The sequence below is a fragment of the Pseudomonas sp. ChxA genome (genome assembly GCF_030263855.1).
Taxonomy (GTDB): Bacteria; Pseudomonadota; Gammaproteobacteria; order Pseudomonadales; family Pseudomonadaceae; genus Aquipseudomonas; species Aquipseudomonas fluorescens_CB.
This window is the reverse complement of the sequence record NZ_JARPMK010000001.1, coordinates 3,978,935-3,999,301: the sequence shown is the minus strand read 5'-3', so window position 1 is coordinate 3,999,301 and position 20,367 is coordinate 3,978,935. Positions and strand designations below refer to the sequence as shown.

The following is a 20,367-nucleotide window of genomic DNA, read 5'->3' as shown; positions in this document are numbered from 1 at the left end:
ATCAGCCTTCGCGAAACAGATCGTGGGCATCCAACAGGCGGTAGGCGATTTCCGGGCGCCTCTCCATGCCGCGACGGATCGCTGCCGGAATCGCCTGGCGGGTCTTGCGGCACAGGCCGGGTTGCTCATCGATGTTGATCTGTATGCCGCGCATGCTCTTGACCTCGGTGTGCCCTGGCGCCACCTGCACGCGGATGCCCAATAGCTCGAACATCTTCTGTTGCATGTGTTCCAGGTCTTGCAGGCTCTGGAGGTTTTCCAGGCGCTCGACCAGCTTTTTTTCTTCCTGACGCGTCAGGCTGAGGATGCGCAGGTCGGCGCCGGGCGCTTGCAGCAGGTGTTCGCGGTCACAGGCACAGACGCCGGGTGGGCAGGGTTGGCGAATTGTCATGTGCATTCCCTCCCTACGCCGACGTGCTGGCTCAGTAGCTGAGCGTTACCCCAAGGCTGCCCAAGGCCTTCCAGTAATCAGGATAGGTCTTGGCCACGCAGTCCGGGTCCTGGATGCGAATACCCGCCACCTTCAGCCCGGCCAGGGCAAAGCACATGGCGATGCGGTGGTCGGCGTGGGTGTCGATCAGTGCATTGCAGGACGTGCCGGCCAGTGCCGGGTCGCTGGCCACCAGCAGGTCGTCGCCCTCGATGGTCGCCAAACCTGGACGAATCGCGTTGAGGCCGTCGTGCAGCGCCTGTACACGGTCACATTCCTTGACGCGCAGGTTGGCCAGTTCCGTGAAGCGCACCGGGGTGTTGTTGAACGCGGCCAGCACCGCCAGGGTCGGGATTGCGTCCTGCATCTGCGAGCCGACTACCGTGGCTTGCATATTCGGGAACTGGGCGATCACGGCCTGGGCCTTGGCGTCCGGCTGGGTGAAGTCCTGCGCGGCCACGCCGATGTCGATGCGCCCGCCGGTCAACACTTCGGCAGCCCACAGATAAGTGGCGGCGGAGGCGTCGGGTTCGATCAGGTAGTCATGGGCACTGTAACCGGTGGGGGCCACGCGCCAGGTGGTGTCGTCGACCACCTCGACCTGCGCACCGAACGCACGCATGCAGTCCAGCGTCAGGTCGACGTAGCCACGCGCGCCGATGTCTTTGCCGGTTAATGCCACTTCAATCGGCGCCTGGCCGCAGGCGGCGAGCATCAGCAGCGCCGACACGTACTGGCTGGACAAGCCGCCATCAATCTCAAAACGCCTGGCCTGCACTTTGCCTACGCCGTGCACGGTCACGGGCGGGCAACCGGTCGGGCTGTCGACGCGGATGCCGTTCTGGCCGAGGGTGGCCAGCAACGGGCCGATCGGGCGTTTCTGCATGTAGTCGTCGCCGTCGAGTACCACAGTGCCTTCGACGGTTGCGACGGCGGCAGTCAGAAAACGCATCGCGGTGCCGGCATTGCCGAGGAACAGTGGCTGCGAGGGCAATTGCAGTTTGCCGGAGCCGGTCACAACGAAGGTGGTGTCGTCCGGCTCATCGATGCTCACGCCCATCTGGCGCAGGGCCACCGACATATGGCGGGTGTCATCGCTTTTAAGTGCGCCGCTCAAGCGGCTGGTGCCCTTGGCCAGGGCCGCCAGCAGCAGGGCACGGTTGGTAATGGATTTGGAGCCGGGGGGCGCGACCTTGCCGTTCAGGGCGAAATTGGGCGGTGTAACGGTCACGGTTTTCTGCGAACTCAAGGTACAAGGCTCCTGATCAAGGCAAGGCGGTATGGAGTGGCCGACGGGCGGACCCGAATAATCAGCCAAACACGCCACCCTTGTCGAGCAGGGATCGTTGTACGGCGCGTATTACGGCGCCATCAGCGCGTTAACTTCACCATAGGTGAACGCCTTGAACTCGTGGGTCTGCAATGTGCCGGTACGCAGGAATCCGGCCGCGAGCTGATGCATGGCGCCATGGAGGAACTCGGCAATGCTGGAGCCTGCAGTCAAACGGCGCACGCCCAACGCTTGCAGTACCTCTGGAGTGGGCAGGCCGTTCCAGGCCAGCACGTTTACCGGCAGGGTAGTCGCCTGGCACAACTGCTGGATTTCGTGTTCAAGGTGGATACCTGCGGCGAACAAGCCATCGGCGCCTGCTTGCTGATAAAGACGTGCACGACGCAACAGCTCCTCCAGGCGCTGTGACTCGGGCGCCAGGCCTTTGAGGTACACGTCGCAACGGGCGTTGATAAACAGTTTCACACCAGCACTGTCTGCGACCCGGCGTGCCACTTCGATTTTACGTGCCAACAGCTCTGGCGAACCGCTGCCGTCTTCCAGGTTGATGCCTACGGCACCGGCGTCTATCAGTGCCTTGACCAATTTGCCGACGTGCTCCGGATCGTCGGAATAACCGCCTTCGATATCGACGCTCAAGGGCACGTCAATGACCCGCACGATGGACTGCACCGTGCTGATCAACAGCGGCTGCGGCAGTTGATTGCCGTCTTTGTAGCCATGCGCCCAAGCCACGGCGGCGCTGCTGGTGGCAACCGCCTTGCTCCCCAGCTGCGCCACCAGGCGCGCATCGCCGGCGTCGGCGACGTTCGGCAGGATCAACAGGCTGTCGTGGTGCAGGGCATGGAAGGTGTCAGCGTGGTCAGTCATGGTCGATCAATCCTTTGAGCAGGCGTTTTATTGGAGGCGCCTGTGATAGCAAGAATCGGGGGAGGGTCGCAATGGATAACACCGTGCAGGTCGATATTTCCCACATTGGTGTCGACTTGACGTCTTATCCATGTCGCGATTTGTAGCCGTACCGCCTCTTATCGGGTAGGACAAAGCACAAAGCCGATGCAGGAGAACGGCTTTTGCTTCGCGAAACGGTGGCGATGTACGAGCTTTCTGAGAGAAGCGGCAGTTGGACAATAAAATCCGCCAAGGTAAGTTCAAGGCGTGCTCCATGACGGGGCACATTCAATCAAGGAGTGAATGAAATGAACAAACCCCAGACCCAACTTCGTCACGGTCGCGTGGTGACCCCGCCCAGCCGTGGTTCAGTGGCGGTGGAGCGCGGGCTGCTCGGTAACTGGCAGGTGAACGAGATGGAAGGCGGCAAAAACTTCCCATCGCTCACCGCCGGGCCATTCCCGGCACCTTATGAAACCGATGATCAAAGTGTCACGCCGCCGGCCGACGGACATATTTTGAGCGGCGGCAAGACCGACGACCGCGATTGCATCAACTTCACGGACGAGGAGATGAGCAAAAAGCTCAACACACCGTTTACCTGGCCATTGCTTAATGTTGAGGCAGGCCAGGTGTTCAAGGTGCAGTGGGAGTACACCGCCGCCCACGTCACCCGTGGTTATCGCTGGCTGATCACCAAGGATGGCTGGGACCCCAAGCAACGCATCAGCCGTGCGCAACTGGAGGCCAAGCCGTTTTTCGAAGACTTCTACACCCAGGTGCCGTACTACCAGCACGCCGATGAAATGAAAGCCAAGGTCGAACACCAGGTCACGTTGCCCAAGGGCAAGCAAGGCCGGCATGTGGTGGTGTTGATGTGGATCGTGGCCAACACCGGCAACGCGTTCTATCAGGCGTTTGACCTGGACTTCAAATAAGCGCTGTTAACGCTGGGCCAACCAGTAATCATGCAACGCCCGCGCAGCGGGTTCGATAGCTCGAGCCCGCTGCTGGTGGGCGTTTACATCCAGGTCTGCGGGCAGTTCAAAGTTGTCCTGCTCGGCGCACCAGGAAATCTTCTCCAGCAGCGCCGCCTGTTCGGCAGGCAGTTCTGGCCAGTTGCCAATCGCGGCGCCACGGATATAACCAAAGCACCATTCCTCGGCCAGCGTGAGGGTTTGGCCTTGATGCTCGGTGTCATCGAAGCGCGCCTTGAAGCCTTGCGCATTGGTGGCCAATAGCGCCGCCAGCGTATTCATATGGCGCACGCAGAGCTCAAGGAAGCGCTGGGCTTCTTCCACGTTTTCCCAGGCCGGGTTCTGCCCGCCCCAAATCGCCGGGAACCACTCAGCGACGTCCACCTGTGCCGGGCTGGAGACCAGCGCGGTGAAATAGCCGTCGAGTTCAGCCAGGTTCAGCACCGAATGATCGTCGCCGTATTTCAACAGCGTTTCGTCAATGAAGTCGAAATCGGCAGGGGTGAGGGGGTGGGCGAGCATGGGCATATCCTTTAAACGTCGAGCGCCGCGAAGTGGGCGGCTTAAAGCGCAGAGGATGGCGCTTGGGCGGGCTTTTTTCCACTTATTTCCCAGCGCTGACACAGCTTGCTCACGCACATCGAACCCACCACTGCCAGAATGATCGGCACCAGAAAGTCATGCTCGATGCGGGTAAATTCGGCCACCAGCACAATCGCGGTCAGCGGCATGCTCATGCTGGACGCTAAAAACGCCGCCGCGCCGATGATCGCAAATGCGCCCAGCGGCACCCCTGGCCACACCAGGCTCCAGGCACCGCCGAGCAGAATCGCGAGCAGCGCGCCATTGGCCAGGCCCGGCGTCAGCAGGCCACCCTCGGCGCCCGCACGCAGGCTGCTCGCAGTGATCAATACCTTGACCAGCAGCAGGATGGCGGCCAGGCTTATCGTCAGCTCATTGTCGAAGCCCAGTTGCGCCGGGCCTTTGCCATTGCCGAGGATCTGCGGCAGCAGCATCGCCAGCCCGCCGATAAACGTGAAATTGATCAGCGACATAACTGGCAGGCGCCAGCCGCGTGCGGCGTTGGCCCTGGCGCCGGCGGTGAAACGGCTGAACCCATAGGCCGCCACACCAAACACCGGCCCGCATACCACCGCCCAGGCGATCAGCGCCGGGCTGAGCACAAAGTGCGGCACTACATATTGCGATTCCGCACCCAGCCCGATCCACGCCACCGACGCACCAATCGCCGAGGTCGCCAGCGCAATCACCGCCGCCGGCCAGCTGAAGGCGCCCACCAGCACTTCCAGCACAAAGACCGCGCCGCCCAATGGCACGTTATACACCGCCGCCAACCCGGCACCGGCACCGCAGGCTACGATCAATCGGTGCATGTGCGGTTCCAGGCGCGCGCGTTGTGACAGCCAGGTCGCGGCCAGCGCGCCGACTTCACGCGGCGCCACTTCACGGCCCAATGGCGAGCCAAGCGCCACGGTGATGATCTGCAGCACGGCGTGGGCGAGGGTGGTCTTGGGCGGCATGATCGGCATCTTTTCAGACACGGCCTGTTTGATGCTCACCAGCGGGCGGCCATAGCGATAAATCATCCACCAGCCCAGCCCGGCGACCAGGCCGCACACCACCAGCACCAGCAGGCGGCGCTCCGGCGCGGCAGCGGTGACGCCCCACAAAAAGGTTTCGTGGCTGACCAGGCTGTCGAGGCTGTAACCGTAGGCAAGGTGCTGGATGCCATGCAGCAGTAACGCCAGCAGCATCCCGCCCAGCCCGGCGCCAATGCCGGTCAGCACGACCACCAGGGCCAGAATCAATGATGAACGAAAGGTGGACGGCATAGCGGGCTCCAGGCAGTGGCCCTGAGTGTATAGCCGATAAAGCGCGGCTCCTGGGTGAAATGTATCGGCAGGCCATAAACTCGGCGCCCACAATATTTCGTTACTTTTGCCAGTCCCGTTTTTGGCCGATGCGCCGTCATGCTCCCTTGTTATAGTTCGAGCCTTATTACTCGCCAGTCAGGGATCACTGCCATGTCCGAATACCAAGCTTTCATCGTCGAACTCACTGGCAACGTTGCCCATGTGCAGATCAACCGCCCGGAAAAGATCAACGCGATGAACGCAGCGTTCTGGACCGAGATCATCGACATCTTCCAATGGGTCGAAGACACCGACGCCGTGCGCGCGGTGGTGCTCAGCGGCGCCGGCAAGCATTTCTCCTCTGGTATCGACTTGATGATGATGGCCTCGGTAGCCAATAGCTTCGGCAAGGACGTGGGCCGCAATGCACGCTTGCTGCGGCGCAAGATCCTCGAGTTGCAAGCCTCGTTCAATGCCGTGGACAACTGCCGCAAGCCGGTGCTGGCGGCGATCCAGGGTTACTGCATCGGCGGCGCCATCGACCTGATCAGCGCTTGTGACATGCGCTACGCCGCCGAAGGTGCGCAGTTCTCGATCAAGGAAATCGACATCGGCATGGCCGCCGACGTCGGCACCTTGCAGCGGCTGCCACGCATCATTGGCGACGGCATGTTGCGTGAACTGGCCTACACCGGTCGCCCGTTCGGCGCAGAAGAAGCGCGCAGCATCGGCCTGGTCAATCGTGTGTATCCCGATCAGGACAGCCTGTTGGCCGGTGTAATGGAAATTGCCCATGAAATCGCGAGCAAATCACCGATTGCCGTGGCCGGCACCAAAGCCATGATCAGCTACATGCGTGACCATACGGTCAATGATGGTCTGGAATACGTTGCCACCTGGAACTCGGCTATGTTGCAATCCAACGACCTGCGCGTGGCCATCGCGGCCCATATGAGTAAGCAGAAACCCGAATTCGTGGATTGACTGACATGACCCCAGGCTGGATTACCACAACGCTGCTGGACAACGACGCCCCTGGCGGCTGGGCCGTCGCCCGCAGCCGCGAGGGCTTTTTGCATGACACCAATGGCCCGCTGTTCCCGCGTGAATGGCTCAAGCGCCAGGACCTGTCGGTATTCGCCGAGCATGGCATTGGCCACCTCGACGGTGAGCCGGTGTACCTGCTGGAACTCAACGCGGCGGCCGAGGTGCCAGGTTGCAGTTGGCAGGGCCTGCGCGGCTTTATGTTGCAGGGCGACCACACCCTTTACAAAGTGCTGGGCTACGCCGCGCAGATCGGCACCTGGGCGCGGGAGCATCGGTTCTGTGGCAGTTGCGGCCAGGCCATGGCCCAGGTGCCGCGCGAACGTGCGATGTATTGCCAGGCCTGCGACCTGCGCAGCTACCCACGCATTTCGCCAAGCATGATTGTGCTGGTGACCCGTGGCGACGAGATCCTGCTGGCACGGTCGCCGCGTTTTGTCACGGGTGTGTACAGCACGCTGGCGGGGTTCGCCGAGCCGGGTGAGTCGGCCGAAGACTGCCTGATCCGCGAAGTGCGCGAAGAAGTGCAGGTGGAGGTCAAGAACATCCAGTACATGGGCAGCCAGTGCTGGCCGTTCCCGCACTCGATGATGCTGGGCTTCCATGCCGAGTACGCCGGCGGCGACATCGTGCCCCAGGCCGATGAGATCGAAGACGCGCAGTGGTTCAACATCCACGACTTGCCGCCGTTGCCGGCGTCACGCTCGATTGCGCGTTACCTGATCGACCTCTACCTGGCGCGCCGTTTAGGCCACGCTGAACCAGTGTTGCCAGGCTAGGCGCACCGTCAGGCCGAGGACCACGGTGATAAACACCGGGCGAATGAATTTGGCGCCGCCGCTGATTGCGCTGCGTGCGCCAAAGAACGCGCCACACATTACCGAAACGCCCATCGCCAGGCCGACGATCCAGTCCACCGAGCCATTGAAGATAAACACCGACAGCGCCGCCGCGTTGCTGACGAAGTTCATGCTGCGCGCCACACCGCTGGCTTTGACCAGGTCGATGGGGTGCAGCAGCATCGTGCTCACCGTCCAGAACGCACCCGTGCCGGGGCCGGCCACACCGTCGTAGAAACCCAGGCCGAAGCCTTGGGTGGACTGCCATTTCTTCTTGATCGGTGCATCGGCATCCAGCGGTGCCTTGGGCGTGCCGCCGAACAGCAAATACACACCACAGGCGAACACGATCACCGGGAGCATTTTGTTCAGGGTTTCGGCGGGCAGGTAATGGGCGACCACGGCGCCAGCCAAGGCACCGACCAGTGTACCGACGATGGCATGCACCCATTGGCGCGGGTGGAACAGCTTGCGCCGGTAGAAGGTGAAACTGGCAGTGGCGGAGCCGAAGGTTGAGCTGAGCTTGTTGGTGCCCAACACCAGGTGCGGTGGCATGCCGGCGGTGAGCAAGGCCGGCGTGGTGAGCAGCCCGCCGCCGCCGGCGATGGCGTCGATAAAGCCGGCGATAAAGGCCACGCAGGCAAGAATGGCGAGGGTGGTCAGGTCAACGCTGAGTTCGAAGGGCATGGGCAGGGCTTATTATTGGCAGGGCGCAGAAAAGGGCTGCGCCAAAGATCGCCATCTTACCTGCCGCATGTACCCAGATCCAAATGTGGCAGCTGGGTTGTCTGCGATGATGGTCTTTTGGTGGTGTACATATCCGTTGCTGCGGTAACGGCTGAGTAGGGTTCCGTTCTTACAGCGGGTCACTTTTGCGTCCTTGCAAAAGTGACCCGCTGTAAGAGCGGAACCAATAGTAGCCGTGGCCTAAATAACGGATATGCCCCCAAGATAAAACTGCGCCGATAGCAGTGGCGCAAGCCCAACCGATGTAACTGACCCAACGCCATCGCAGGCAGACAGACAGCCAACCCAGCTCCCACCTTTAAACCGTGCCCGCCCGGCTATTTATGGGTACCCAACCACTCCAACGCCGTGCGCCACACGCAAATCCCAAGGAAATAAGCCGACATCACCGACCACAACCCAAACGTCCATGGGTTGGTATTGGGGTAATCCACTACCATCAAAAAGCTGCACAGCAACCATATGGTGGTCACGGCGATGTTGATCGGCATAAAGCGCTTGACCCGGAAGGGGTGCAGAAACTTCATCGGCGTCACGGTCAGCAGCGCCAGGCCGATCACTGTGGCAAGGGTCACCCAGGCATCCGGCTGGATGATGTAAACGCACAGAGCCACCACATTCCACGCCGCAGGAAAGCCGACAAAGTAGTTGTCCTTGCTCTTCATGTTCACATTACAGAAGCAGAACAGCGACGACACCAGGATCACCGACACGGTAAACAGGTGGGTGAAGTCCGGCAGGTCGATGTAGCGGTAGATGAACAGCGCCGGAATAAACACATAGGTCAGGTAGTCAATCACCAGGTCCAGCACCGACCCATCAAAGCTGGGCAGTACCGTGCTGACATTTACCCGTCGCGCCAGCGAGCCATCGACGCCATCGACCACCAGCGCCAGGCCCAGCCACAGCAGGCAGGCCTTGGGTGAGTTTTCCAGCAATGCCAGGGTGGCCAGGAACGCCAGCACCACGCCGGTGGCGGTAAAGCCGTGGGCGCCCCAGGCTTTGAGTCTGGCTACATGCAGGGTCGATATCACGGGCGGCTCTCCAAAAGATGAAACAGGGCAGCCGACGACGTAACGCCGTCGAGTCTGGCCGGGGAATGCAGGTATCGACCGGGAAGGGGGGGATAAGGTTCACCGCCCCGGTGTATCACTTAGCGTAGCAAGGGTCAGACGTTTCGGCATCAACCCTGACGGAACACCAATGCCTTCAAACCGCTTTGCGGGTCGACATCGGGAAATTCCGGCGGGTTTTCCAATCGCTGCACAAAGCGCAGGCCCGGTGCTTCGCGGGTTACGCCGTCAATCAGGAAGTCCTCACCGAAGGCCGGGTCGTTCATGCACGCCAACACCGTGCCGTGGGCTGTGAGCAGATCCGGCAGGCGGCGCAACACGCGTTGGTAGTCTTTGGTCAGCAGAAAGCTGCCTTTCTGGAACGACGGCGGGTCGATGATCACCAGATCGTAAGGGCCGCTGTTCGTCACCTTGGCCCAGGACTTGAACAGGTCGTGGCCCAGGAAGCTGACGTGGCTCAGGTCATGACCATTGAGGCGATGGTTGTCGCGCCCGCGACTCAAGGCGCCACGGGCCATGTCCAGGTTCACCACATGGTCGGCGCCGCCTTCGATGGCGGCCACCGAGAAACCACAGGTGTAGGCGAACAGGTTGAGCACGCGCTGGCCCTTGGCCTGTTCGCGCACCCAGTTGCGGCCGTAACGCATGTCGAGGAACAGCCCGCTGTTCTGTTTTTTACCCAGGTCGATCAGGTAACGCAGGCCGCCTTCGGTAATGGTCAGTTCGTCAACGGCCTCGCCCGCGAGCCATTCGGTGGTGCTTTGCGGCAAGTAGCGGTGTTGCAAGGCGACGGTGTAAGCGCTGAACTGCGTTTGCAGCAGTTGTTTAAGGGCTTCGAGCTGCGCAGGCTCGGGTTCCTTGAACAACGAGACCAGCAGCACGCCCTGCAACCAGTCCACCGTCAGTTGCTCCAGGCCCGGCCAGCAGCGGCCACGGCCGTGGAACAGGCGCCGGGTTTCACTCGGCGGGTGGGCCAGGGCGGTGAGCAAATGGGCGTGCAGGGTAGCGAGTGCGTCTGGGTTCATCGTTGAGCGTCAGTCGTTGAGCGGGCGGCATTTTAAACACAGTTGCGGTGCTGCGTCGTGTTTGAGCACAACGTGCTGCTAAAAAGATGATTAGCAGTGATTCATGCTCAAAATGCTTGAACCTGCGCCTGATAACAGGCAAAAAATCCTCAGGCACCGACATGAACTGGAAAAAAAGCCCGGAGGTGCCCATGAACGGTTTCGCGAGTGCAGTCAATCACACAGCCCAAGACCCGCAAGAACTGGATGAGTGGCGCGACGCCCTGGCCTCGCTGGTGGCCAATGCCGGGCCAGAACGCGCGCGCCAGATCCTCGACCTGTTGGCCCGTGAAGGCAGCGCACCGCACATCGACTGGAAACCGCGTCACGGCACGCCCTACATCAACAGCATCAGTGTTGAGCAGCAACCGGCGTTTCCCGGTGACCTGGCCACCGAAGAACGCATCGCCTCGCTGGTACGTTGGAACGCTTTGGCCATGGTGGTGCGCGCCAACCAGGCGTATGGCGAGCTGGGTGGCCATATCGCCAGTTATGCCAGTGCGGCGGACTTGTTCGAAGTCGGTTTCAATCACTTCTTCCGAGCGCGCAGCGACACCTTCGGTGGCGACCTGGTGTTCTACCAGCCACATTCGGCACCGGGAATTTATGCCCGTGCTTATCTGGAAGGCCGCCTGACGGAAAACGACCTGGCGCACTACCGCCAGGAAATCGGTGGGCCAAAAGCCGGGGCACGCGGCCTGTCCAGCTACCCGCACCCGTGGTTGATGCCGGACTTCTGGCAGTTCCCCACCGGCTCCATGGGCATCGGCCCGATCAGCTCGATTTTCCAGGCGCGTTTCATGCGCTATCTGCAACATCGCGGCTTGCTGGACACCGCCGAGCGTCACGTCTGGGGCGTGTTCGGCGATGGCGAAATGGACGAGCCGGAAAGCATGTCGGCCCTGACCCTGGCCGCCCGCGAAGGCCTGGACAACCTGACCTGGGTGGTCAACTGCAACCTGCAGCGCCTCGACGGGCCGGTGCGTGGCAACGGGCGCATCATCGACGAACTCGAAGCCTTGTTTGCCGGTGCCGGCTGGAATGTGATCAAGCTGGTGTGGGGCTCGGACTGGGACGCCTTGCTGGCCAAGGACACTGACGGTTCACTGATGGACACCTTGTCGAACACCGTCGACGGGCAATTCCAGACCTTCGCCGCCAAAGACGGCGCCTACAACCGCGAGCACTTCTTCGGCCAAAGCGCGTCGCTGGCGGCCCTGGTGGCGGGCATGAGCGACGAACAGATCGATCGCCTCAAGCGCGGTGGCCACGACATGGTCAAGATCCACGCCGCCTATCACGCCGCGCGCCGGGTCAAAGGCCAGCCCACAGTGATCCTGGCCCAGACCAAAAAGGGCTTCGGCATGGGCGAAGCCGGGCAAGGCAAGATGACCACACACCAGCAGAAGAAGCTCGACCGTGACGCGCTGCTCGCCTTTCGCAATCGCTTCCAATTGCCGCTGACGGATGCGCAGACCGAATCCTTAAGTTTTTTCAAACCCGCCGAGGACAGCGTTGAACTGCGTTACCTGCACCAACGTCGGCACAAACTTGGCGGTTATGTGCCAAGCCGCAGCCCGCTGGCCGCACCCGTCAGCGTGCCGCCGGTGGCGGCTTACGCCGGTTTCGCCACGGCAGCCGAGGGTAAGGAAATGTCCACCACCATGGCGTTTGTGCGCATGCTCACCAACCTGCTCAAGGACAAGGCGCTGGGCCCGCGCATCGTGCCGATTGTGGCGGATGAAGCGCGTACCTTCGGCATGGCCAACCTGTTCAAGCAGATCGGCATCTATTCCAGTGTTGGGCAACGTTACGAACCCGAAGACATCGGCTCGATCCTCAGCTACCGCGAGGCCACCGACGGGCAAATTCTCGAAGAAGGCATCAGCGAAGCCAGCGCCATCAGCTCCTGGGTAGCGGCCGCCACCAGTTATTCCGTGCATGGCCTGCGCATGTTGCCGTTCTATATCTATTACTCGATGTTCGGCTTCCAGCGCGTCGGCGACCTGATCTGGGCTGCCGCCGACCAGCGCGCCCGAGGTTTTCTGCTCGGCGCCACCGCCGGGCGCACCACCCTGGGCGGCGAGGGCTTGCAGCATCAGGACGGCAGCAGCCACCTCACGGCCGCGACAGTACCCAATTGCCGCGCCTACGACCCAGCATTTGCCGGCGAGTTCGCGGTGATCCTCGACCACGGCATGCGGCAAATGCTGGAGCACGATGTGGACGAGTTCTACTACGTCACCCTGATGAACGAAAACTACCCGCAACCGACGCTGCCGGCGGGTGTGGAGGCGGCGATTATCAAGGGCATGTATCGGTTGCAAAGTGCTGCGGATGCCAAGGTGCGCCTGCTCGGCTCGGGCACACTGGTGCGTGAGGCTCAGGCAGCCGCGCAGTTACTGGCCGAAGATTGGCAAGTGGCGAGCGAGGTATTCAGCGTGACCAGTTTCAGCGAACTGGCACGCGATGCGCGGGAGGTGGAGCGCTGGAATCGATTGCATCCGCAAGAGGCAAAGCGCGTCAGTCATGTGAGCGACTGTTTGCCCGCTGGTGCGCCGGTGATTGCCGTATCCGACTATGTGCGGGCGGTGCCGCAGATGATCGCTTCGTATCTGGACAGCAGCTACACGGTGTTAGGCACAGACGGTTTTGGGCGCAGTGACACGCGGGCAGCCTTGCGCGATTTCTTTGAGGTGGATCGCCACCACATTGTACTGGCGGCACTGACGGCATTGGTGGAGCAGGGCAGTCTGGAGCCCGATGTTTGTCGCCAAGCGATCGAGCGGTATGGCGTGCAGGCGGAGCGCGAGCCTTCCTGGACCTCTTGAACCCCAGTTAAGCCTGTTGCCTCAGTGAGCTGATGATGAATGCATGCAGGCTATCAACCGCTTCAGACCCGCGCGAGGCCCGGCTTCGCAGGATTGAAACCTCCATGGGTTCAATTCTGCCCAAGCCGTGCTCGCTGCCCAGAACCTGAAGCGATGCCTGCACGGTACATTGGGTGATTGCGGCAATCGCCAGCCCACCTTCAACGGCGGCTAGTTGGCCGGCAAGGCTGGAGCTGTTGTACACCACCTTGAATTCACGTCCCTTTTGGCTCAGTGAGTTCACCGCATAACGTCTGGCCAGGCTTGCACTTTCGTAGACGGCTATAGGTAGTGGATCGCGCCTCCACAGTTCGAACTGGGGCGAACCGACCCATACCATGGGTTCCTTGAACAGAAAAGTGCCGCTTTGAGGGGCGTCACGCGACACGAGTGCAAGATCAAGATCGCCGCTGCGCACACGCGGGATGAGTGCGGCCGACTGTTCGCAAGTCAGTTCTATTTCCACACCCGAATAGCGCGGCAAAAAACGCTTGAGCACCGGCGTGAGATACATTGCCGCGTAGTCTTCCGCAACGCCAAGGCGGATGCGTCCGGTCAATTCTTCACCGTGAAAGGCCGCCTGGGTCTCGGCGTGCAGTGCGAGCAGGCGCCGGGCGTAGCCCAGCAGTAACTGACCGTCCGCCGTCAGTTGAAGGTGACGCGGGCCACGGCTTAACAACTGCCGCCCCAGCGCGGCCTCCAGTTTTTTCATTTGCATGCTGACGGCGGACTGCGAGCGGTTGACCTCATGGGCCGCACCAGAGAGCGAGCCGGCATCCACCACGGCGACAAAGCATTTGAGCCAATCGATCTGCAAATTGCTGGCAGGCATCCAGGTGACCTCTATTCGTTAATCGAATGGCTGTGACGTAAATTATGCGCTTTTCAAGAGGTTTGTTCACCCGCAAAATCCTGGCCTCAACCCCTGCCTGCTGGATTTGACCATGCCATTCGACACCTGGTTGCTCTACCTGGTTACCTGCTGCGGCATCGCTATAGTGCCAGGGCCCAATGCATTATTAGTGCTGACCCATGGCGCCATTCACGGGCGCCGCAAAACACTCTTCACGATTTCGGGCGGCGTGCTCGGTTTTGCCGTGGTGCTGTCGTTTTGCGCTTTAGGCTTGGGGGCACTGATCCAGGCGTCTGCCACCTGGTTCACGGCACTGAAGATGGTTGGCGGGCTGTACCTGATCTGGCTGGGGTTTGGGTTGTGGCGCTCGGCGCCTGTGAGTCTTGAGGCAGCCGTTACGACCAGCCTGCGAAGCTGGTCGCTGTTTCGCCAAGGGCTGGTATCGGCGATTTCAAACCCCAAGGCGCTGCTGCTGTTCACCGCCTTCATTCCACCTTTTCTGGACCCACACCGAAGCCTCATCGCGCAGACGGCCGCCATTGCGCTGACCTACGCCGTGGTGGAGTTTGTTGTTGAATATCTGGTGGCCAGCGCAGCACATCGGGTCAGGCCCTGGTTAGCCCGAACCGGACGCCGATTCAATAAAGTCTGCGGTGGTTTTTTTGTGCTGTTCGGGTTAGCGCTGCCTGTCCATCGCTGACGGCAAGTCTAGAAGGTGGCAATCAGTGCTGGCCCAAAGGCTTCTTTCAAGAAGCCCGGTGCGATATAGCGCTCGTAATGCGCCTCGGACAGCAGGAAAAACTCGCGGTCAATCGCATCACGCAAATCCGCCAGATGGCGCTCGCGGAACTCCGGCAGCAACGCCAGCCCATACGCATCCAGCCTGGAAATCACCCGCGCGCCCCGGGCAATCAGCTGGTATGCCCAGCAGTACGGCGACTGGTGTGGCATAAAGCGAATTTTGCGGGTTTCAAGTTGCTGGCGCAAAAGCTTGGGGTCAAACACTTCCAACTTGCTGGCCATCACCTGCACCAACAACTGCTCCAGGCGCAGCCACACCGCCTGCTTTTCGTCGGCGTTGTAGCCATTCCACTGGATGACTTCATGGTGATAACGCTTGCAGCCCCGGCAGACCAGGTCGCCGTAAACGGTCGAGCACAGGCCGACGCAGGGCGTTTTGATGGTTTGGTTGGGCATAAAGTTTGTACGCAAGTCTAAAAAATACCGCTAACCCATGTGGGAGCGGGCTTGCCCGCGATAGCTGAGTGTCAGCCAATACATGCTTAACTGACCCGCCGCCATCGCGGGCAAGCCCGCTCCTACATTTTTAATCCCAGCTCAACGCACCACCGGTCTGGTACTCGATCACGCGGGTTTCGAAGAAGTTTTTCTCCTTCTTCAAGTCCATGATCTCGCTCATCCACGGGAACGGGTTGGTCGTCCCTGGGTACTCTTCTTTCAGGCCGATCTGCGACAGACGACGGTTAGCGATGAACTTGAGGTAATCCTCCATCATCGCCGCATTCATGCCGAGAACCCCGCGCGGCATGGTATCGCGCGCGTATTCAATCTCCAGCTGCGTCCCCTGCAAAATCATCTGGGTCGCTTCTTCCTTCATCTCGGCATCCCACAAGTGCGGGTTTTCGATTTTGATCTGGTTGATCACATCGATACCGAAGTTCAGGTGCATCGACTCATCCCGCAGGATGTACTGGAACTGTTCCGCGACGCCGGTCATTTTATTGCGGCGGCCCATGGACAGGATCTGGGTGAAGCCGCAGTAGAAGAAGATGCCTTCCAGGACGCAGTAGTAGGCGACCAGGTTGCGCAGCAGTTCTTTGTCGGTTTCGACGGTGCCGGTTTCGAACTTCGGATCGGAGATCGAGCGGGTGTACTTGAGGCCCCAGGCGGCTTTTTTGGCGACCGATGGAATCTCGTGGTACATGTTGAAGATCTCGCCTTCATCCATGGCCAGCGATTCGATGCAGTACTGGTAGGCGTGGGTGTGGATCGCTTCTTCGAAGGCCTGGCGCAGGATGTACTGGCGGCACTCCGGGTTGGTGATCAGGCGGTACACGGCCAGCACCAGGTTGTTCGCGACCAACGAATCGGCAGTGGAGAAGAAGCCGAGGTTGCGCATGACGATGCGGCGTTCGTCGTCGGTGAGGCCTTCGGGGTTTTTCCACAGGGCGATGTCGGCGGTCATGTTGACCTCTTGCGGCATCCAGTGGTTGGCGCAGCCGTCGAGGTACTTTTGCCAGGCCCAGTCGTACTTGAAGGGCACTAGTTGGTTGAGGTCGGCGCGGCAGTTGATCATGCGCTTTTCGTCAACGGCGACGCGGGCGGCGGAGCCTTCGAGCTCGGCGAGGCCTTCGGCGACGTCGAGTTTGTCCAGGGCGGCCTTGGCGCGGATGATCGCGGCCGAGTCGTTGGCGGTCACGTTACGCGCTTCCAGGGCGGCAGCGGCGCCGGCACCGTCCAGGCGGTCCATGTTGGCTTCGCTGGCGTGGCCGGCGTTGGCGCCTTTGATCACCGCTGCACCGGTGTCTTCGTTGTCGACTTCATCCCAACTCAACATTGAAATTCTCCTTCCTGGTACTCGAAAAATAGGTTTTTGCAGGCTTCAAGGCATTGAAATACTGCGCAGAGTGTGGTCGGTAAATACCGATACTGCACACTATGTAGTGGTGGTTTGTGTTTGTGGGCACACTATATGGTGTGTAACAAAACAGGTCAACGCACAAGATGTGCGGTCTTGGGTCGCGGCACAGCGCCCGTTGAGCTATAAAGCCTGGGTTCATTGACTGACGGTGGAATTTCAAGGGAATGAAAAAAATACTGATCCGATCCGCCACGTTGGAAGACGCGCAAAACCTTTTCGAGGTGCATAAGAACTCCGTCGAAACACTCTGCACAGGCGACTACGGCCCCGAACAGATCGCCATGTGGCTCGACGGCCGCTCACCGGCGACCTACCGCGAACCTATCGCCGCCGGCAACCTGTGGCTGGCACACACCGACAGGCTGCAGGGGTTTATCGAAATCGACGGCAATGAAATCAGCAAACTGTTTGTGCGTGGCGATGCAGCCGGGCAGGGCATTGGCGCACGCTTATTGAATGAAGCCTTGCAGCGCATCAAGAACGCCGGCCACGCCAAGGCTTACCTGGAAGCGACCCTCAACGCCGAAAAGTTCTATGCCGCCTTCGGCTTTCGCAAGGTCGGCGAGGGCACCTTCAGCCGGGGCAACAGCCCGGTGTCCATCGAGATCATCAAGATGGAGCTCGCCCTATAGCAGAGCCATGATAAAAACTCACAGCCCCATGACTTTTAATGGTTACGGGCGCTTCTGCCGTCAGTGCTAAAAATTCGCCAACCAGCTCCCCATAACAACAACGAGCGTTTGCGAAAATGAAAGCACTTGATCTGTACATCGGCGAAGGCTTCGAAGGCCCAGGCGTCAATGCTGCCCACATCAATATTCTGATCGGCCCACGCAACGGCCCTGCCGGCCAAGCGTTCGCCAACAGCCTCGCGTCCCCAAGCCAGGGCCACTGCCCGTTCATGGTGATTGCCCAGCCGAATATCCCGGTCAAACCCATGACCCTCTACGTCAACAAGGCCGCGATCGGCAGCGACTTGCACGGCAACGCCACTTGGGGCGCGTCCCAGGCCGGCATCGCCAAGGCGGTGCTCGAAGCCTTGCTGGACGGCACCTTGCCGCCCGAAGCCGAAGACGAGTGGGCGATTGTCACCGCCAACTGGGTCAACCCAGGCTGCGACGACCTCGATGCGGTCTACCTGAACAACTACAACGCCTGCCGCACCGCGATCCGCGCGGCCCTCAATGGCTCGCCTTACACCGCGCAACTGGCGGATGTGGTCAACCACATCAGCAACCCTTTCTATACGCCAAAGGCCTGAGGAGACTGCCATGCAATACATTCGTTTGGGCAACTCCGGCCTGCAAGTTTCGCGTCTGTGCCTGGGTACCATGAACATGGGCACCCCGGACTGGAAACCGTGGATTTTCGATGAAAAGCAAAGCGAGCCGATCGTCGCTCACGCCCTGGACAACGGCGTCAACTTCATTGATCTGGCCGACTTCTATTCCGCAGGCGTTGGCGAAGAAGTGGTGGGGCGCATCCTCAAGCGTGTGGCACGGCGTGAAGACATTGTGGTCACCACCAAGGTCGGCTACGGCACCCGCAGTGGCATCAATGCCAGCGGCCACTCACGCAAGCACATCATGGACAGCATCGACGCGTCTCTTAGCCGTCTGGGCATGGATTACGTCGACGTGTTCATGCTGCATTACTTCGATGTGAACACCCCGGTCGAAGAAACCATGGCGGCGATGAACGACATCGTGCGTTCCGGCAAGGCCCGCTACATCGGCGTGTCGACCATGCTCACCGGTCAACTGGCGAAAATCCTCATGGCCTGCGAACGCAATGGTTGGGTCAAGCCGATCAATATGCAGCTGCAACTGAACTGCGCCTACCGCGAAGAAGAGCGCGAGATGATCCCGTTCTGCCGCGACCAGGGCTTGGGCGTCTCGGTGTTCAGCCCGCTAGCGCGTGGCTTGCTGACCGGCGAAGTGCAGTCGACGCGCAACCAGACCGACTTTTTCACCCAGCAGATGTACAGCGACCAGGCTTCGTTCGACATCGCCCATTCGGTTCAGCGTGTGGCGCGTGCCCGTGGCGTGTCCAATGCACAGATCGCCCAGGCCTGGGTCGCCAACCACCCAGGCGTCGACGTGATGCTGGTGGGCGCCGACACCACCGCGCAGTTCGACAGCGCGCTGGCGGCCTTGGACACCCAATTCGACGCCGAAGAACTGCACGAGCTGGAACGCAATTACACCCCGTGCGACGTGATCAATGACTACACCGCCGGCAAGCGCATCCTGCGCGCGGCCCGCCCGGGCCTGGACCGTTTCAACCTGATCGAGGCCGTGGCATGAACCCGCTGATCCGTACTGGCAACTACATCGATGGTCAATGGGCCAGCGGTGCGCCGACTTACCCGGTGGTCAACCCGGCCAATGGCACGCTGATCGTTGAGGTGCAACGCGCTGGCGCTGAAGAAACCAACCTGGCCATCGACGCCGCCAACCGCGCGCTGCCGGCCTGGCGCAAGCTTACCGCCAAGGAACGCAGCCAGCGCCTCAAGCGCTGGAGCGAGTTGATGCTCAGCCATCAGCAAGACCTGGCCCAACTGCTCAGCCTGGAGCAGGGCAAACCCTTGGCCGAAGCCATGGGCGAAGTGGTCTACGCCGCCAGTTTCCTGGAGTGGTTTGGTGAAGAAGCCAAGCGCGCCTATGGTGATGTGATACCGACCCACAAGGCCGACGCACGCATTATCGTGACCAAGGAAGCCATTGGCGTGGTCGCGGCGATCACGCCGTGGAACTTCCCGCTGGCCATGGTCACCCGCAAGGTCGGCCCGGCGCTGGCGGCCGGTTGCACGATGATTCTCAAACCCTCGGAAGAAACGCCGCTGTCGGCGTTTGCCCTGGCGGTACTGGCAGAGCAGGCGGGCATTCCGGCCGGTGTGTTCAATATCGTCTCCGGCGATGCGGTGGCCATCGGCGGTGCGCTGCAAGCTTCCAGCGTGGTGCGCAAGTTGTCGTTCACCGGCTCCACGCGCACCGGCAAACTGTTGATGCGCCAGGCCGCCGACACGCTTAAAAAAGTCTCGCTGGAACTGGGCGGCAACGCGCCGTTTATCGTGTTTGACGACGCCGACCTGGACGCCGCCGTCAAAGGCGCCATGGCGTCCAAGTTCCGCAACACCGGGCAGACCTGTGTGTGCGTCAACCGCTTCTTTATCCAGGACGGCGTGTACGACGCTTTCACGCGCAAACTGGCCGAAGCCGTCAGCGCCATGCGCGTGGGCAGTGCGCTGGATGGCGACACCGAACAAGGCCCGTTAATCAATGCAGCGGCTTTGGCCAAGGTTGAAGCGCATGTGGGCGATGCGCTGGAGAAGGGCGCCAAACTGCTCTGCGGCGGCCGTCGCCATGCATTGGGCGGGACCTTTTTCGAACCGACCATCCTCACCGAAGCCCAGGGTGACATGCTGATCGCGCAGGAAGAGACCTTTGGCCCGGTGGCCGCGTGCTTCCGTTTCAAGGATGAAGCCGAAGTGCTGCAACGCGCCAATGACACGCCGTTCGGCTTGTCCGCCTACTTCTACAGCCGCGATATCGGCCGCGTGTGGCGCATGGCCGAAGGCCTGGAGGCAGGCATGGTCGGCATCAACGAAGGGATCATCTCCACCGAGGTTGCGCCGTTCGGTGGGATCAAGGAATCGGGCCTGGGCCGTGAAGGCTCCAAGTATGGGCTGGATGATTACCTGGAGATCAAATACCTGTTGATGGGAGGGCTGTAAGACTACGCAGTCCTGA

20 protein-coding genes are annotated in these 20,367 nt (G+C 60.8%); 9 read left to right on the top strand and 11 right to left on the bottom strand.

Annotated features, from left to right (window positions below; translation table 11 throughout):
- Position 1: 1 nt before the first annotated feature.
- From P5706_RS17850 to P5706_RS17840, 3 genes are all read right to left on the bottom strand, one after another.
- A complete protein-coding gene (locus tag P5706_RS17850; RefSeq protein ID WP_200434797.1) occupies positions 2 to 391 on the bottom strand; it encodes a hypothetical protein in 390 nt (129 codons plus the stop codon).
- Positions 392 to 422: 31 nt separating this feature from the next.
- Positions 423 to 1,679: a 3-phosphoshikimate 1-carboxyvinyltransferase gene (locus P5706_RS17845; RefSeq protein WP_285680534.1), complete on the bottom strand. Its 1,257-nt coding sequence runs from the start codon at positions 1,677 to 1,679 to the stop codon at positions 423 to 425.
- Positions 1,680 to 1,790: 111 nt separating this feature from the next.
- Entirely contained in the window at positions 1,791 to 2,591 is an 801-nt protein-coding gene (locus tag P5706_RS17840; RefSeq protein WP_285680532.1) for an isocitrate lyase/PEP mutase family protein, read from the bottom strand.
- Positions 2,592 to 2,920: 329 nt separating this feature from the next.
- On the opposite strand from P5706_RS17840, the gene P5706_RS17835 reads away from it, so the two are divergent.
- On the top strand, positions 2,921 to 3,550 hold the full coding sequence (locus P5706_RS17835; RefSeq protein ID WP_200434794.1) for a lytic polysaccharide monooxygenase auxiliary activity family 9 protein: 630 nt from the start codon (positions 2,921 to 2,923) through the stop codon (positions 3,548 to 3,550).
- A gap of 6 nt (positions 3,551 to 3,556) precedes the next feature.
- Here the strand turns inward: P5706_RS17835 and P5706_RS17830 are convergent, their stop codons facing one another.
- Both P5706_RS17830 and P5706_RS17825 read right to left on the bottom strand, forming a co-directional pair.
- Entirely contained in the window at positions 3,557 to 4,111 is a 555-nt protein-coding gene (locus P5706_RS17830) for a UPF0149 family protein (RefSeq protein WP_285680529.1), read from the bottom strand.
- Between the two features lie 41 nt (positions 4,112 to 4,152).
- Positions 4,153 to 5,442, bottom strand: a complete 1,290-nt coding sequence (locus P5706_RS17825; RefSeq protein ID WP_285680527.1) for a chloride channel protein — start codon at positions 5,440 to 5,442, stop codon at positions 4,153 to 4,155.
- Between the two features lie 192 nt (positions 5,443 to 5,634).
- Between P5706_RS17825 and P5706_RS17820 the strand changes: the two genes are divergently transcribed.
- Together P5706_RS17820 and nudC are read left to right on the top strand one after the other, a co-directional pair.
- Complete coding sequence (locus P5706_RS17820; RefSeq protein WP_219267018.1) at positions 5,635 to 6,447, top strand: crotonase/enoyl-CoA hydratase family protein; 813 nt, start codon at positions 5,635 to 5,637, stop codon at positions 6,445 to 6,447.
- A gap of 5 nt (positions 6,448 to 6,452) precedes the next feature.
- Positions 6,453 to 7,286, top strand: coding sequence for an NAD(+) diphosphatase (gene nudC / locus P5706_RS17815; protein ID WP_200434790.1), 834 nt, complete (start codon positions 6,453 to 6,455; stop codon positions 7,284 to 7,286).
- Here the strand turns inward: nudC and P5706_RS17810 are convergent.
- The 3 genes from P5706_RS17810 to P5706_RS17800 form a co-directional block, all read right to left on the bottom strand.
- Complete coding sequence (locus P5706_RS17810) at positions 7,254 to 8,033, bottom strand: TSUP family transporter (protein WP_285680523.1); 780 nt, start codon at positions 8,031 to 8,033, stop codon at positions 7,254 to 7,256. The genes nudC and P5706_RS17810 overlap by 33 nt on opposite strands.
- A 377-nt stretch (positions 8,034 to 8,410) precedes the next feature.
- Complete coding sequence (gene pcsA, locus P5706_RS17805) at positions 8,411 to 9,127, bottom strand: phosphatidylcholine synthase (RefSeq protein WP_200434200.1); 717 nt, start codon at positions 9,125 to 9,127, stop codon at positions 8,411 to 8,413.
- Positions 9,128 to 9,276: 149 nt separating this feature from the next.
- Positions 9,277 to 10,191: a class I SAM-dependent methyltransferase gene (locus tag P5706_RS17800; RefSeq protein ID WP_285680520.1), complete on the bottom strand. Its 915-nt coding sequence runs from the start codon at positions 10,189 to 10,191 to the stop codon at positions 9,277 to 9,279.
- 191 nt (positions 10,192 to 10,382) lie between these two features.
- Here P5706_RS17800 and mdeB point away from each other — a divergent pair, with 191 nt between their 5' ends.
- Positions 10,383 to 13,061, top strand: a complete 2,679-nt coding sequence (mdeB, locus tag P5706_RS17795) for an alpha-ketoglutarate dehydrogenase (protein ID WP_285680518.1) — start codon at positions 10,383 to 10,385, stop codon at positions 13,059 to 13,061.
- A 7-nt stretch (positions 13,062 to 13,068) separates the two neighbouring features.
- On the opposite strand, the gene P5706_RS17790 is transcribed toward mdeB, so the two are convergent.
- Positions 13,069 to 13,932, bottom strand: coding sequence for a LysR family transcriptional regulator (locus P5706_RS17790; protein WP_099548300.1), 864 nt, complete (start codon positions 13,930 to 13,932; stop codon positions 13,069 to 13,071).
- A gap of 112 nt (positions 13,933 to 14,044) precedes the next feature.
- Here P5706_RS17790 and P5706_RS17785 point away from each other — a divergent pair, with 112 nt between their 5' ends.
- On the top strand, positions 14,045 to 14,653 hold the full coding sequence (locus tag P5706_RS17785; protein WP_285680515.1) for a LysE family translocator: 609 nt from the start codon (positions 14,045 to 14,047) through the stop codon (positions 14,651 to 14,653).
- A gap of 8 nt (positions 14,654 to 14,661) precedes the next feature.
- On the opposite strand, the gene P5706_RS17780 is transcribed toward P5706_RS17785, so the two are convergent.
- The gene (locus P5706_RS17780) at positions 14,662 to 15,150 is read right to left on the bottom strand and encodes a DUF1289 domain-containing protein (RefSeq protein WP_285680513.1); all 489 of its coding nucleotides are present in this window, start codon (positions 15,148 to 15,150) and stop codon (positions 14,662 to 14,664) included.
- Positions 15,151 to 15,280: 130 nt separating this feature from the next.
- Positions 15,281 to 16,531 carry a ribonucleotide-diphosphate reductase subunit beta gene (locus P5706_RS17775; protein ID WP_005788524.1) on the bottom strand — a complete coding sequence of 417 codons (1,251 nt, stop codon included), beginning with the start codon at positions 16,529 to 16,531 and terminating at the stop codon, positions 15,281 to 15,283.
- 248 nt (positions 16,532 to 16,779) lie between these two features.
- Here P5706_RS17775 and P5706_RS17770 point away from each other — a divergent pair, with 248 nt between their 5' ends.
- The 4 genes from P5706_RS17770 (at position 16,780) to P5706_RS17755 (ending at position 20,351) form a co-directional block, all read left to right on the top strand.
- Entirely contained in the window at positions 16,780 to 17,247 is a 468-nt protein-coding gene (locus P5706_RS17770) for a GNAT family N-acetyltransferase (protein ID WP_200434195.1), read from the top strand.
- 116 nt (positions 17,248 to 17,363) lie between these two features.
- A complete protein-coding gene (gene fae, locus P5706_RS17765; RefSeq protein WP_285680510.1) occupies positions 17,364 to 17,876 on the top strand; it encodes a formaldehyde-activating enzyme in 513 nt (170 codons plus the stop codon).
- 10 nt (positions 17,877 to 17,886) lie between these two features.
- Positions 17,887 to 18,921 (top strand): aldo/keto reductase, encoded by a 1,035-nt coding sequence (locus P5706_RS17760; protein ID WP_285680507.1) that lies wholly within the window; start codon positions 17,887 to 17,889, stop codon positions 18,919 to 18,921.
- A complete protein-coding gene (locus P5706_RS17755; protein ID WP_285680505.1) occupies positions 18,918 to 20,351 on the top strand; it encodes an NAD-dependent succinate-semialdehyde dehydrogenase in 1,434 nt (477 codons plus the stop codon). The genes P5706_RS17760 and P5706_RS17755 overlap by 4 nt, the downstream gene beginning before the upstream one ends.
- Positions 20,352 to 20,367 lie beyond the last annotated feature (16 nt).